This is a genomic window from Nocardiopsis suaedae (assembly GCF_027706745.1).
GTDB lineage: Bacteria > Actinomycetota > Actinomycetes > Streptosporangiales > Streptosporangiaceae > Nocardiopsis_A > Nocardiopsis_A suaedae.
Map to the genome: position 1 here is coordinate 54,450 of NZ_JAQFWP010000036.1, position 11,709 is coordinate 66,158.

The 11,709-nt window shown below is 72.1% G+C and carries 13 protein-coding genes, 1 tRNA gene and 1 pseudogene; 9 read left to right on the forward strand and 6 right to left on the reverse strand.

Going from position 1 to position 11,709, the window contains the following annotated elements; translation table 11 throughout:
* Positions 1-5 precede the first annotated feature (5 nt).
* Together O4U47_RS18660 and O4U47_RS18665 are read left to right on the forward strand one after the other, a co-directional pair.
* Positions 6-779: an alpha/beta hydrolase gene (locus tag O4U47_RS18660; protein ID WP_270679178.1), complete on the forward strand. Its 774-nt coding sequence runs from the start codon at positions 6-8 to the stop codon at positions 777-779.
* Positions 776-2,314, forward strand: coding sequence for a serine hydrolase domain-containing protein (locus O4U47_RS18665; RefSeq protein ID WP_270679179.1), 1,539 nt, complete (start codon positions 776-778; stop codon positions 2,312-2,314). Before O4U47_RS18660 ends, O4U47_RS18665 begins: the two co-directional genes overlap by 4 nt.
* Before the next feature lie 385 nt (positions 2,315-2,699).
* Here O4U47_RS18665 and O4U47_RS18670 read toward each other — a convergent pair whose 3' ends face one another.
* Complete coding sequence (locus O4U47_RS18670) at positions 2,700-3,344, reverse strand: TetR/AcrR family transcriptional regulator (protein ID WP_270679180.1); 645 nt, start codon at positions 3,342-3,344, stop codon at positions 2,700-2,702.
* A 76-nt stretch (positions 3,345-3,420) separates the two neighbouring features.
* Here O4U47_RS18670 and O4U47_RS18675 point away from each other — a divergent pair, with 76 nt between their 5' ends.
* Positions 3,421-4,869, forward strand: a complete 1,449-nt coding sequence (locus tag O4U47_RS18675) for an MFS transporter (RefSeq protein ID WP_270679181.1) — start codon at positions 3,421-3,423, stop codon at positions 4,867-4,869.
* A 187-nt stretch (positions 4,870-5,056) separates the two neighbouring features.
* On the opposite strand, the gene O4U47_RS18680 is transcribed toward O4U47_RS18675, so the two are convergent.
* Together O4U47_RS18680 and O4U47_RS18685 are read right to left on the reverse strand one after the other, a co-directional pair.
* Positions 5,057-5,129 (reverse strand) — tRNA-Ala (locus O4U47_RS18680).
* Positions 5,130-5,289: 160 nt separating this feature from the next.
* Positions 5,290-5,412 (reverse strand): DLW-39 family protein, encoded by a 123-nt coding sequence (locus O4U47_RS18685; protein WP_017595396.1) that lies wholly within the window; start codon positions 5,410-5,412, stop codon positions 5,290-5,292.
* A 450-nt stretch (positions 5,413-5,862) separates the two neighbouring features.
* On the opposite strand from O4U47_RS18685, the gene O4U47_RS31315 reads away from it, so the two are divergent.
* Genes O4U47_RS31315 through O4U47_RS18695 form a run of 3 tightly spaced genes read left to right on the forward strand, consistent with a single transcriptional unit; the run spans position 5,863 to position 7,164 of the window.
* On the forward strand, positions 5,863-6,243 hold the full coding sequence (locus O4U47_RS31315) for an ATP-dependent metallopeptidase FtsH/Yme1/Tma family protein (RefSeq protein ID WP_408638992.1): 381 nt from the start codon (positions 5,863-5,865) through the stop codon (positions 6,241-6,243).
* Positions 6,135-6,686, forward strand: coding sequence for an ATP-dependent metallopeptidase FtsH/Yme1/Tma family protein (locus O4U47_RS18690; protein WP_270679182.1), 552 nt, complete (start codon positions 6,135-6,137; stop codon positions 6,684-6,686). The genes O4U47_RS31315 and O4U47_RS18690 overlap by 109 nt, the downstream gene beginning before the upstream one ends.
* 1 nt (position 6,687) lies before the next feature.
* On the forward strand, positions 6,688-7,164 hold the full coding sequence (locus O4U47_RS18695; protein ID WP_270679183.1) for a hypothetical protein: 477 nt from the start codon (positions 6,688-6,690) through the stop codon (positions 7,162-7,164).
* Here O4U47_RS18695 and O4U47_RS18700 read toward each other — a convergent pair.
* The gene (locus O4U47_RS18700) at positions 7,150-7,983 is read right to left on the reverse strand and encodes a helix-turn-helix domain-containing protein (protein ID WP_270679184.1); all 834 of its coding nucleotides are present in this window, start codon (positions 7,981-7,983) and stop codon (positions 7,150-7,152) included. The genes O4U47_RS18695 and O4U47_RS18700 overlap by 15 nt on opposite strands.
* 136 nt (positions 7,984-8,119) lie before the next feature.
* Positions 8,120-8,433: pseudogene (locus O4U47_RS18705) on the reverse strand (DMT family transporter).
* A 257-nt stretch (positions 8,434-8,690) separates the two neighbouring features.
* Between O4U47_RS18705 and O4U47_RS18710 the strand changes: the two are divergent.
* Together O4U47_RS18710 and O4U47_RS18715 are read left to right on the forward strand one after the other, a co-directional pair.
* On the forward strand, positions 8,691-8,999 hold the full coding sequence (locus tag O4U47_RS18710; RefSeq protein WP_270679185.1) for a hypothetical protein: 309 nt from the start codon (positions 8,691-8,693) through the stop codon (positions 8,997-8,999).
* 139 nt (positions 9,000-9,138) lie between these two features.
* On the forward strand, positions 9,139-9,318 hold the full coding sequence (locus O4U47_RS18715) for a hypothetical protein (RefSeq protein WP_270679190.1): 180 nt from the start codon (positions 9,139-9,141) through the stop codon (positions 9,316-9,318).
* A 369-nt stretch (positions 9,319-9,687) separates the two neighbouring features.
* Here the strand turns inward: O4U47_RS18715 and O4U47_RS18720 are convergent, their stop codons facing one another.
* Positions 9,688-10,782 carry a WYL domain-containing protein gene (locus O4U47_RS18720; protein WP_270679186.1) on the reverse strand — a complete coding sequence of 365 codons (1,095 nt, stop codon included), beginning with the start codon at positions 10,780-10,782 and terminating at the stop codon, positions 9,688-9,690.
* A 96-nt stretch (positions 10,783-10,878) separates the two neighbouring features.
* Here O4U47_RS18720 and O4U47_RS18725 point away from each other — a divergent pair, with 96 nt between their 5' ends.
* The gene (locus O4U47_RS18725; protein ID WP_270679187.1) at positions 10,879-11,559 is read left to right on the forward strand and encodes a pentapeptide repeat-containing protein; all 681 of its coding nucleotides are present in this window, start codon (positions 10,879-10,881) and stop codon (positions 11,557-11,559) included.
* Positions 11,560-11,709: the final 150 nt, after the last annotated feature.

An 11,709-nucleotide genomic window follows, 5' to 3' on the forward strand; every position in this document is an offset into this window, starting at 1 on the left:
GACCATTGGCCACTCACCGATTCGTCGTCCCCGTCGTCCCCACCGACCGCGAGCGGCACGGCGTCCTGGACGTGTACCGGCCCGCTCCCGAGACCGGGACCGGGGCCGGGACCGAAGCAGCAGTCCGAAGCGCGAAGCCGGCCGTCGTGTTCGTCCACGGCGGCCCCCTTCCGGCTAACGCCTCCCCCACCCCGCGGGACTCACCGCTCTTCGGCGGCTACTGCTCGCTCGCGGCGGCGAGCGGCGCGGTCGGGGTGATGTTCGACCACCGGTTCCACTCGCTCGAGCAGCGCGCCGACGCGGCCGATGACGTCGCCGAAGCGGTCGGCGCCGCGCGTCGGCTCCCGGGAGTGGACCCTGACCGCGTCGCGTTGTGGTTCTTCTCGGGCGCCGGGCTGCTGGCGGCGGAGTGGTTGGACGCCCCTCCGCCGTGGCTGCGCTGCATCGCCGCGACCTACCCGGTCCTCGCGCCCGGACCGGACCGGGAACTCGAGGCACGCTTCCGCCCCATCGAGGCCCTCTCCGCTACAAGCGGGCTTCCCGTCCTGCTCACCCGGGTGGGGCGTGAGCGGCCCGAGTTCGCCACCGGGGTCGAAGCCTTCGTCGCCGCCGCTGAGGAGCACGACGTCGCTCTCGACATCATCGACGTCCCCGAGGGGCGGCACGGGTTCGACATGCTCGACCACTCCGACGCTTCACGCGGCGCGGTCACCGAGGCCATGGCCTGGGTCATCGGGAAGCTCGCCCCAGGACGGACCTCCGCGCCGGAGGGCCGATGACGGTGAACGGGCCCATGGCCGGCCGGACACGGGCGCTCCAGCGCGGACCCGGCGCCGCCGTGCGAGGGCTCCTGGCGGCCGCGGCGTCGCTGGGCCTGCTGGCGCCGGCGCATCCGGCGGCGGCGGATCCGAGCGGGCCGGAGGGCTCGGTGAAGGACGCGGCGGACGCGTACGTCGCGGCCTACGCGGATCGGCAGGGCCTGCCGGGCCTGTCGTACGCGGTGCTCCAAGACGGCGAGGCCGCCGCCCGCGGGGGCGTCGGCGGCCTCGGCCCCGATTCACCGGTGCCCGCCGCGTCGGTCTCGAAGGCCTTCACGGCCTTCGCCGTCCTCCAGCTCGTCGACGAGGGACGCATCGGCCTCGACACCCCTGTTCAGACGGTGCTGCCCGAGTTCTCCATCGGCGGCGAGGGGGCCGGGGGGATCACCGTCCGGATGCTCCTGTCGCACACCTCCGGCCTGCCGAATCCCATGATCATCCCCGCCGCGTCCTCGTATGCCGAGAGCGTGGCCGAGATCGCCGACCTGGACCTGGCCTCCACACCGGGCACGACGTACGCCTACAGCAACCTCAACTACCGGACCCTGGCGCGCGTCGTCGAGGCCGCGACGGACACGCCGTTCGACCGGTACCTCGAGGACGAGGTCTTCGCTCCGCTCGGAATGGACGACACGTTCTCGGTGCACTCCACCAACGACGCCGAGGCGTTCACGCGCGGACACGTCACCGCCTACGGGACGTCGATCCCCCTGCGGGAGATGTCGAGCGACGTCGGCGGCTCCGGCGGCATCGTGAGCACCGCCGACGACATCAGTGCGTTCCTCGCCATGATCCAACGCGGTGGGACCGCCTCCGACGGGACCCGGCTCCTGTCCGACGACCTCGTACGCCGCTCCATGGAGACCCAGGAGGGCGCCGGAACGTACGGCCTCGGCTGGCAGCACACCTCCACCGCCGATCCCGCGCGCGTGGGCCACGATGGCGCGCTGCCCCGGAGCAGTGCACGCATCGATGTCGTCCCCTCGACCGGGACGGCGACGGTCGTCCTGATGGACAGCTACACCCCCACTTACCAGCATCCGTTCACCGTGAGCACCGGACTCATCGACATCGCCCGCGGTGCGTCGCCCGAGATCCCGGCACCCGTCCCGACGCTCATCGATCTCGGCCTGCTCCTGGTCACCCTGCTCGTCGTCGCCCTGGCGACCCGAGGCGCACGCCGCGCGGGACGTTGGGCGTCACGCCACCGCGCGTCGCCGGTGTGGAGGCGGGCGATGAGGCTGATTCCACTGGCGCTGATGCCGACCGCCGCATTCGTCCTCTTCATCGGTCTCACGTCCGGCCCCGGCAACCCGGCGACGCCGGTCGACGCATTCGCGCTGTGGCCGGCCGCGACCGTCCTCCTACTCGTCGGGGCGCTCGCGAGCGCCGCTGTGGCCCTCGCACGCCTCACCCGCCTCCGAGAGGCGAACAGCGCGATGCGGCCCGGCACAGATGCCGCCCGCCCCCCACAGCCGCCGAGAACGACGAGCTGAGGCCATCCGCATCGTCGTGGACTTCGCGGCCGAACGCGACGCGGCGCCGGTCTTCGCGCTGAAGCGGAACCTGCCTCCCGGCGGGGCCCAGACGGCGGGCCCGGCCAAGATCCTCGCCGACCGGGCCCAGGCCAACCCCGCCCCCTGCCTCGGCCCCCACTGGCCGGACGTGGGGCGACCCGGCTCCGCACGGAGCATTCACGGGCATGTCGGGACCGCTCGGCCATCGAGCCGCCGGTGAGGCCGCTCCGCCGTTACCGGACCAAGTCCCGACGGAGACGCGGACGGCCGTCGCCATGGCGGCGATGAACCTGGATGCCCTTCTCGCGCGACAGCCGCACCAGGCGGGGGCCGATCGCTCCGTGACCGCCGCGTATCAGCACCGTCATCGGGCATCCTCCGGTTCAGGCGGGAGCAACTGCAGCGTGAGAGCGTCGGTGGCCCAGGATTCCCACTCCGCGCCGGTCCAGCCGCATTGATGGACGAGCAGCCGGTAGGTCTCGGGGCTGAGGACGGCGAGTGCGACGTCGGCGGCCCGGGTCACGGTCATGCCCTCCCGCAGGGTCGTCTTGGCGGCGAGGGCTTCGGCGAGTCGCACTTGGACCTGGTGGCGTTGATCGATGTTGGTCTGCCAGAGGTCGGCGAGTTCGGGGTCGGCCGCCGCGGCCGACCGGACCGCCTCCAGCAGTGAACTGACGCGGGCGTAGATCGCCGCCGCCGCGGCGGCCTGAAGCCTGAGCTGTTCGGCCGGCGGGGCCGCCAGCACGTCGGCGAACCACGGGCGGTCCATGGTGGCGACCGGTTCGGTGTCGCCGGCGATCTCGGTGTCGAGGAGTTCGGACAGGATCGCGCGTTTGGTGGCGAAGGTGAAGTACAGCGTCTGTACCGCCATGCCCGCCTCATCGGCGATGGCCCGCATCGTGGTCTGCGGATAGCCGCGCGTGGTGAACAGCTCTCGCGCCGCCGCCAGCATTTTCGCCCGATTGGCCGCCGTCTTGGCCGCCCGTGCCCCCGTGCTCTTCCGTGTCATGCCGCACACCCTACTTGACTAGAGTGCAACTCTAGCGGAATCTGGCTGTAGCGACACTCTAGTGAAAGGGGGCCGCATGGCCGCCAAAGGCGTACTCGGAGCGAAAGACTGGATGATCCTGCTGGTGATCACGGCCGTGGAGCTCGTGGTCTTCCTGGACACGACCGTGCTGAACGTGGCGCTGCCCAGCATCGGCGCGGACCTCGGACTGGACGAGGCGGGACTGGGCTGGGTGACCAACGCCTACCTGCTGGCGTTCGGCGGCTTCATGCTGCTCGGCGGGCGCGCCGCCGACCTCCTCGGACCGCGCCGGGTGTTCACCGGCGGACTCATCGTGTTCACCGCGGCCTCGGCGCTGGCCGCATCGGCCCCGACACCCGCCGTCCTGATCGGTGCCAGAGCGTTGCAGGGACTCGGGGCGGCCGTGCTCATCCCCGCCCAACTGGCCCTGCTGGCCACGACGTTCACCGAGCCCGCCGCGCGTCATCGCGCCTTCGGAGTGTGGAGCGCCATGGCGGCGGCGGGCGCGGCCATCGGCACCGCACTGGGCGGCCCCCTCACCGACCTGTTCGGCTGGCCGTCGATCTTCCTGATCAACCTGCCCGTCGGCGTGCTGGCGCTGGCATTCGGCCGGATGCTGCCGGCCGATCCGGCACGGTCGGGTCGTGCCGTCGGCCGACTCGACGTACCGGGCGCCGTCACCGGCACCGCGGCGTTGCTGAGCATCGGCTATGCCATCGGGGCGCTCGGCGACGCAGCGACCCGCACCCCGGCGTGGGCGCTGCTCGCGACCGGGCTGGCGCTGCTGATCGGCTTCCTCCTCCTGGAAGCACGCAGCGAGCACCCGCTCATGCCGCTGCGCCTGTTCACCGTCCGCCAGGTGCGCGGATCGGCCATCGTGAACGCGCTGGTCGGCGCGGCACACGTGCCCGCCTTCGCCTTGCTGGCGCTCTACCTACAGAACACCCAGCACTACAGCCCTACCGAGTCGGGCCTGGCGGTGCTGCCCGTGGCCGCGGCGAACATCGTCATCTCCCGCACCCTGCTCCCGTTGGCGCTGGACCGGCTCGGCGCTTGGCGGGTGCTGACCGCCGGCCTCGGACTGCAGGCCGTGGCCATGGCCCTGTTCGCCCGCCTGCCCGAGCACGGGGACTACCTGACCGATGTGCTGCCCGGTGCGGTGCTGCTCGGCATCGGCCTGCCCGCGGCCTTCGTCGGCGTAACCGCGCCCGCGCTCGCGGCGGTCGACGAAGCCGACGCCGGGATCGCGGCGGGAATCGTGAACACCGCACAACGCGTCGGGTCAGGACTCGGGGTCACCGTCGTGCTGCTGATCGCCGAGCTGGCGAGCAGGCGGTCGGCGATGCCGGACGCTTACCTGAGCAGCCTCAATCTCGCCTTCGCGGTCGCGGCCGCGCTGGCCGCGACCGGCGCGGTTCTCACCGTCGCGCTCCTGCGCACCAGACCGGGCCCACCGACCGGACCCACCCTCGACACGTCGGCCCCGGCCACGGCACACGACTGATCGGAAACCCTGACGACGACCGGCGGACGAGGGCGCTCGGGAAGGAGGAGGAACAGGCGAAGCGCCATGGCGGCAAGCGGTCCGCCGCGTGATCCCGGCCGGACGCATGTGCACGGAATGGGCGACGGCCGCCCTCCCTGAGGGGGAAGGCGGCCGTCGTCACGTCTGCGACCTGAGTCGATGCGAGTGGAGCCAAGGGGAGTCGAACCCCTGACCTCTGGTATGCAAAACCAGCGCTCTGCCAACTGAGCTATGGCCCCGGGCATGCCGCCGCGGCGGCATGGGAACGCGTAGAGCATACCGCCCTCGCGGAGGGGATGGTGTGTGGGCGCCGCAAGGGGACGAACGCCGCCCACAGGTGGAACGCAGACGGCAGCCACCGGCACGCGGCCGTGCCGTGGCTCGCCGGTCTGCGCTGGACTAGTTCTCGCTGGCCGCGGTGGCTTCCGTCCACAGGTCGAGCTCGGCACGGTCGGCCTGGATCTTCCGGTAAACGGCGAACGCCCCGAGGGCCACCAGCACCAGCACGATGATCTTCTTCACGGCGTGGACCCCTTCTTCGATCACGGATATTCGGGTCAGGAAAGGACGCGCGGCTCGGAGAGCGAAAGCCCCCGGCACCAGGCCGGAGTCCCTCTGCCCTTCCATCCGAGCGGAAGGCGTCGGTAGAGAACTTTATGGGGTTGTCTCCCTGCAGACTAGCAACCCCCCGGCGGATCTCCCGCCCCGCCGCGTGTTTCCCCCGGCGTCCCAGGTCGCGGGCGGCGCCGGCGCCGCTTCGATTCGGCGCGGCCTGGGCGTGTCCGGACACCCCCGAACCGCCCGCCGACCTAGCGTGAGCAGCGCAGACGCGGGGATGCGGAGCATGGCCGACGAACGCAAGGGGGCGGGCCGGGACCGGCCAGGCGGCCCGGCCGCGGGGGAGGGGCGCCGCGGCCGGGCCGCCGGGAAGGACTCGGACCGGGCCCCCGGAGCCCCTGGCGCACCGAGGGGATGCCCGCCGGGGAGCCCGGGCGCGAGCGCGGCACCGGCGACACCGACGGCGACGGCACCGGCGGCGAGCGCCCCAGGGCGTCCTGGATCCGCTTCTTCATCACCCTCGCCGCCGTCTACCTGGTCGCCTTCGGCCTCACCTGGCTCACCGACGGCCGCGGCGCCGCCACCGTCCCCTACACCTCCTTCACGCAACAGGTCGCCGCGGGCAACGTCAAGGAGGTCTACGCGCGCGGCGACACCATCGAGGCACCCTCAAGAAGGCGCGGCAGGTGCCCGGCGGTTCCATGGGCGGCACCTACACCTCCTTCACCACCGAGCGCCCCGCCCGCTCGGCCCCGACGACGACCTCGGGGCCGTCGCCCGCTCCCCCCGGAATGACCGGCGCCGACCTCGCCAACCTGGTGAACGAGGCCGCGCCGCTGGCCGCCCGGCGCGGCGAGGACGCGGTGCGGGCGGCCGACTTCGCCGACGCCTTGGAGAAGGTCCAGCTCGGCACCGCCAGGGCGGTCGTGATGCCGGAGCGGGAGCGCACCCGTACCGCCTGCCACGAGTCCGGCCACGCGCTCCTGGGCATGCTCCAGCCCGGCGCCGACCCGGTCCGCAAGATCTCCATCGTCCCCCGCGGCCGCGCCCTCGGGGTGACGCTGTCCACCCCCGACGACGACCGGTACGGCTACGACACCGCCTACCTGAGGGGCCGCATCACCGGCGCGCTAGGGGGCATGGCCGCCGAGTCGCTGGTCTTCGACGTGGTCACCACAGGCGCTGAGAGCGACCTGGAGAACACCACCGCCATAGCCCGGCAGATGGTAGGCCGGTGACATGTCGGAGGCCATCGGGCCGATGACGGTGCTTCCCGGCCCAGACGGCGAACGCCCCGGCCAGGTGTTCGCCCCCGCGACGCCGGACGCCGTCGACTCCGAGGTGCGGAGGATCGTGGAGCAGTGCTACGTGGCCGCCCGGTGCCTCCTGGCCGACAACCGCGCGCGCTTGGACGCCATGGCGCACGCGCTCCTGGAGCACGAGACGCTGGACGAGAAGGACGCCTACGCCGCCGCGGGCCTGCCCGCGCCCTCAGGAGGCGAGGAGGGCGCCGCGGAGGCACCGGAGGAGGCCCAGAGGCGGACAGGGGACCCGGAAGCCGCGCTCGGCCGGGGGGACGAGGGGGTAGGGGGCGTCAGAGGCACCAGGGGCCACGGGGACCCCGGGGATGACGGATCAGGGGCCGGAACCGCCCCTGGGGAGGCCCCCGGGGAGGCCGACAGGGAAGCCGGCGGGGACGGCTCAGGTCAGCAGTGACAGCCGCTTGAGGTTGGTCAGGGTCTCCTCCGGTGTCAGGGCGGCCTCGTTCAGCCGCCTCCACACCATCTGGCAGCCGCGCACCCCCTCCTCCGACTCCACGATGGAGCCGCCGTGCGGGGCGTCCACATAGGCCAGCGACGCCTCGTCCTCGTCGAACTCCAGCACCGTGAACGGCCCCGCCGCCCCCGCGTGCGGCCCCGCGGACGCCGCCAGTAGCCGCACCGTCACGCGGTCGTTGCCGCGCTGCAGGTCGACGATGCGCCGCAGCTGCGCGTGCAGCAGGTCGGGGTCGCCCGACACCCGGCGCAGCGCGTCCTCTTCGAGCACCGCGTGGTACCGCCACAGGCTGTCCCGGTCCAGCGCCTCCTGGCGCTTCAGGTAGGCCGCCACCATCCGCTCCACCGACCGCTCGCTCCGCCCCTGCGCCCGCGCCAGGAGCGCCGTGTACTCGGGCACCTGCAGCAGGTCGGGGACGAGGATGCCCGCGTAGGTGTCGATGGCGACCGCCCCGGCCTCGTTGCCGACGTAGGCCGAGGAGAGCACGTCCTCGTACTCCGTCCACCACGGGCGCAGCCGCGACTCGCGCACCAGGGTGAGGATGGCCTCGCGCTGCCCTCCCGTCACCCCGTACAGCTTCAGCAGCGCCGAGACCTCCATCACCGACGGCCACTTGCGGATCCCCGTCTCGATGTGGCCCAGCTTGGCAGGGGACCATTCCAGGACGTCGGCCACGTCGCTGAGCGTCATCCCGGCTTGGACACGGCGTCGCCGCAGCTCCGCGCTGAGTCGGCGTCGACGGACGGTGGGGCTGGTCATAGCGCTGTCCCCGAACACGCGAAGTACCGTTTCCGTGGCACTAGCGAAGCACTATGCCTAGCCTCTAGCAATGAATTCCTAGAAATCGGCCGCGAATGGGCCCGTGCCGGTGCCCCGCGAGGGCCGTCCTCCCCCCTCAGCGCAGGACCTTCAGCCCCACGATGCCGCAGATCAGCAACACCAGGCTCAGAATTCGCGGCAGGCTCTCCGGCTCCCCCGGCCACACCATCCCCACGACGGCGGTGCCGACCGCGCCGATGCCCGCCCACACGGCGTAGCCGGTGCCGACCGGGATGCTGCGCAGCGCGTACGCGAGCCCCGCCATGCTTCCGGCGAGGGCGGCGGCGAACACGAGGGAGGGGAGGAGGCGGGTGAAACCTCGGTCCGGTCCAGGGCGGTCGCCCAAACGGTTTCCAGGAGCCCGGAGAGGACGATGACGAGCCAGGCCAAGGTGCGCACCTGCGATTCGGGTTCCGCGCCGTCTCCGCGTCACCGGGTACGCCGCACCCCGTCCGGGGAGCGGCGCCATTCGCGCGGCCCCTGCCTGGGGAAAACCAATTAGGTCCCAAGGCCCCGACTTTCGTCCATCTTGAACACCTACACGAACGGGAATGCTCCCTCCATCGCAGGTGATCAGGGTCACCACAGAACACATGGGTCACCGAAGGCGTACCATGCACCAGGACAGACCCTTCAGAAGGACGATAATGAGCCACCCCATCGACGACGCCGAGCAGTTGATCGCGAACGCCGAGGAGGAGTTCCCGCCGCCGGTGCGTTCGCGCCTCATCGCGAAGCTGCGCAAGGGGGCGCACATCGACGACGCCGCGCGCGAGCTCGGCCTCACCCCGCAGCGGGTGTTCTCCGCCGCCAGGATTCTCGGGCAGTTCGGCGAGCAGCTCGACGCCACGCTCACCGCCCAGCGCGACCCCGAACTCCCGCACGGCACGGTGACCGGCTTCAACAAGCGCTGCCGCTGCCCGCAGTGCCGGGGCGCGGTGAACCGCCGCATCTGATCCGCGGCGCCCGCGCCGCATCGCCACCGCACCGCCCGCGCCGCACCACCGCCGGCCGCCCGCCGGGGAGGTGGCCGCAGGACCGCCGGGCGGGATCGTCCGCCATCGGGATCCACCGGACACGACCGGGCGCCACGGCATGTTCACCGCGATGACATCGGCCGGATCCGGCTCATCATGCTTATCGATCTTCAAGCCGGGGAAACCGGTCACCATGAACGAGCGTGTGGACTGGGCCGCGATGAGCGACGAAGAGTTCATAGCGCTGGTGCGCCAGCTCATGGACGCACCGCCTGTTCCGGCCAACGACGAGGATTAGCCCCCGCAGGTCTCTGACCGGCTCCCCCGCCGGACGACGGTGGCACGCGGGGACCGCCCCGCGTTCTTCCGGCGTGCCGTCGCCCCGCTGACGACGCGGCGGCCGGGCGGGGAGGGCCGGACACGGCCCCGCAGGGGACGGCGGCCGCACGGCGCGGCCGCGGCGACCCGCACCACGGCCATGGGCGGTGCGGGCAGGGGATGCGTGTGCCCGGCGCCGACGCCCCGGGGCGGTGCGGGAGGCGGGGAAGCCGGGTTTCGGACACGTCCTTTCCCGCTTTAGTGACGAGTCGAAATAGCGACCTGCCGTTTTGTCGACATTCCCGCGGCGAGGGGGCGCCCCGCGGTTCCATCGGCTCCGTCCCCGCGATCAGCCCTCCGGGCCGCCTTGAGCGTCGGCACCGCCTTCCCCCTGGGGCCCATACGGCCCGTTCGGCCCGTGTGGGACGCGCGAGGAGCCCGGGGCGCCCGGGTCGCCGGGGACCCCGGTGGCCCTTGGGGAGGCATCGGAGGCCACCGCCCTCCCGATTCGGTCCCGCAGATCCCGCAGGTACCCCACCAGTTCCTTCGGCTCCAGCACGGTGAACTCGAACCCGAGGAACGCGAGGTGGATCGCCAGGGTCTCCCACCCATGGGCGCCGGTGCGCAGCTCGCACGTGCCCTCGTCCACTGAGGTCAGCACCCCGACCAGAGGGGAGATCCGCTGCGTCACCTCCGCCTCGGGCGCGTGCAGGAGGATCCGCGCCGTGTGCGAATAAGGGGAGCTGGAGATGCTCTTCGCCACGTAGCTGGCCGCGTCGTCCGGGGGAGTGCGCGGGAGGAAGCGCGGCCCCCTGGACAGCGGGTACTCGATCCGGTCCAACCGGAAGATCCGCCAGTCGCCCCGGTCCACGTCCCAGGCCAGCAGGTACCAGCGCCCCGAGACGTGCACCATCCGGTGCGGCTCCACCAGGCGCCGCGTCTCGGCCCCGGTGTAGTCGCGGTACCCGAACCGCAGGCTCTCCGCGTCGCGGCAGCACGCGGCGATCTCCGTCAGGTGCTCACCCTCGACCATCGGCGCGCGGCGCCCGATCGCGTCGGTGTAGGCGTGCACGGCCCCGACGCGGCGACGCAGGCGGGAGGGGAGAACCTGCTCCAGCTTGGCCAGCGCGCGGGCCGAGGTCTCCTCGATCCCGGAGAGCGCCCCGCCGGCCGCGGCCGACCGGAGCCCTACGGCGACGGCGACCGCCTCCTCGTCGTCCAGGAGGAGCGGCGGCAGGGCCGAGCCCGCCCCCAGGCGGTATCCCCCGGCCACCCCGGGGGTGGCGTCCACCGGATAGCCGAGGTCCCGGAGGCGTTGGACGTCGCGCCGCACCGTCCGCGGTGTCACGTCGAGCCGGTCGGCGAGCTCGGTTCCGGTCCAGTCCCTGCGGGCCTGGAAGAGGGAGAGCAGCCGCAGGAGCCTCGCCGAGGTCTCAGAGGACATGGGACGGTCTTCCCTTCGAGAGGGAGCAGGGGCGGTCGGTGGAGGGGGAAGCCTACAACGAGCGGAACCGTCCGTGGTGCGAACTAGGCTGCCCCCATGCCATCGTCGAACCGCGACCGGGCCGGACGCACCGCCCGCCCCCAGGCCCCCGAGATCCCGAGTGAACTGACCGAGGCCGACCTCCCCGAACACGACCTGCGGGACGAGGGCGTGTACCTCGCCCTGGCCTTCGGGGGCCTGGACCTCACGGACCGCGCGGTCCTGGCGGCCGAGTTCGAGGGGTGCACGTTCACCCACACCCGTCTGACGGGGTCGAACCTGCGCGGGGCCCTCCTGTCGGACGTCGACCTCAAGAACGCGGACCTGGCCGGGGTGCGGGTGCGGGACGCGTCGCTGACGCGGGCGACGGTCACCGGGAGCAGGCTGACCGGTTCGGTGTGGTCCTCGTGCACCGTCCGGGACACGGTGTTCGAGGGGTGCAGGGTCGACATGGCCTCGTTCGGCTATTCGACGTTCAAGGACGTGGTCTTCCGCGACTGCAACCTGTCCGAGGTCGACTTCCAGGAGGCGGACATCAGGGGAGTGCGGTTCGAGGGCTGCAACCTGGAACGCGCGCGCTTCCACCACACGAGGGCGGAGAAGGCCCGGTTCGCCGACTGCGAACTGTTCGGCGTGACGGGCGTGGAGAGCCTGAAGGGGATCTCGGTGAAGACGACGGACGCCCAGGGGCTCCTGCTGGCTTTGGCGAATGCGATGAGCATCGAGATCGCGGATTAAGGGTGCCCCGAAGTGCTTGTGAACACGTTTTCACATGTTCACAAGTGTGCGCAAAAAAAGAAGAGGCGGAGCCCAAACAAGGACCCCGCCCCCACTCAAAAAAATGCGGCGGCAACCTACTCTCCCACCCCACACCATGGAGGCAGTACC

Bases quoted from the DNA above. Each gene is read 5' to 3' on its own strand.
- O4U47_RS18665 (WP_270679179.1), top strand. From the start codon at position 776: ATGACGGTGAACGGGCCCATGGCCGGCCGGACACGGGCGCTCCAGCGC.
- O4U47_RS18675 (WP_270679181.1), top strand. From the start codon at position 3,421: ATGGCCGCCAAAGGCGTACTCGGAGCGAAAGACTGGATGATCCTGCTG.
- O4U47_RS18700 (WP_270679184.1), bottom strand. From the start codon at position 7,983: ATGACCAGCCCCACCGTCCGTCGACGCCGACTCAGCGCGGAGCTGCGG.
- O4U47_RS31315 (WP_408638992.1), top strand. From the start codon at position 5,863: ATGCCCGCCGGGGAGCCCGGGCGCGAGCGCGGCACCGGCGACACCGAC.
- O4U47_RS18670 (WP_270679180.1), bottom strand. From the start codon at position 3,344: ATGACACGGAAGAGCACGGGGGCACGGGCGGCCAAGACGGCGGCCAAT.
- O4U47_RS18720 (WP_270679186.1), bottom strand. From the start codon at position 10,782: ATGTCCTCTGAGACCTCGGCGAGGCTCCTGCGGCTGCTCTCCCTCTTC.
- O4U47_RS18695 (WP_270679183.1), top strand. From the start codon at position 6,688: ATGTCGGAGGCCATCGGGCCGATGACGGTGCTTCCCGGCCCAGACGGC.
- O4U47_RS18710 (WP_270679185.1), top strand. From the start codon at position 8,691: ATGAGCCACCCCATCGACGACGCCGAGCAGTTGATCGCGAACGCCGAG.
- O4U47_RS18725 (WP_270679187.1), top strand. From the start codon at position 10,879: ATGCCATCGTCGAACCGCGACCGGGCCGGACGCACCGCCCGCCCCCAG.
- O4U47_RS18715 (WP_270679190.1), top strand. From the start codon at position 9,139: ATGTTCACCGCGATGACATCGGCCGGATCCGGCTCATCATGCTTATCG.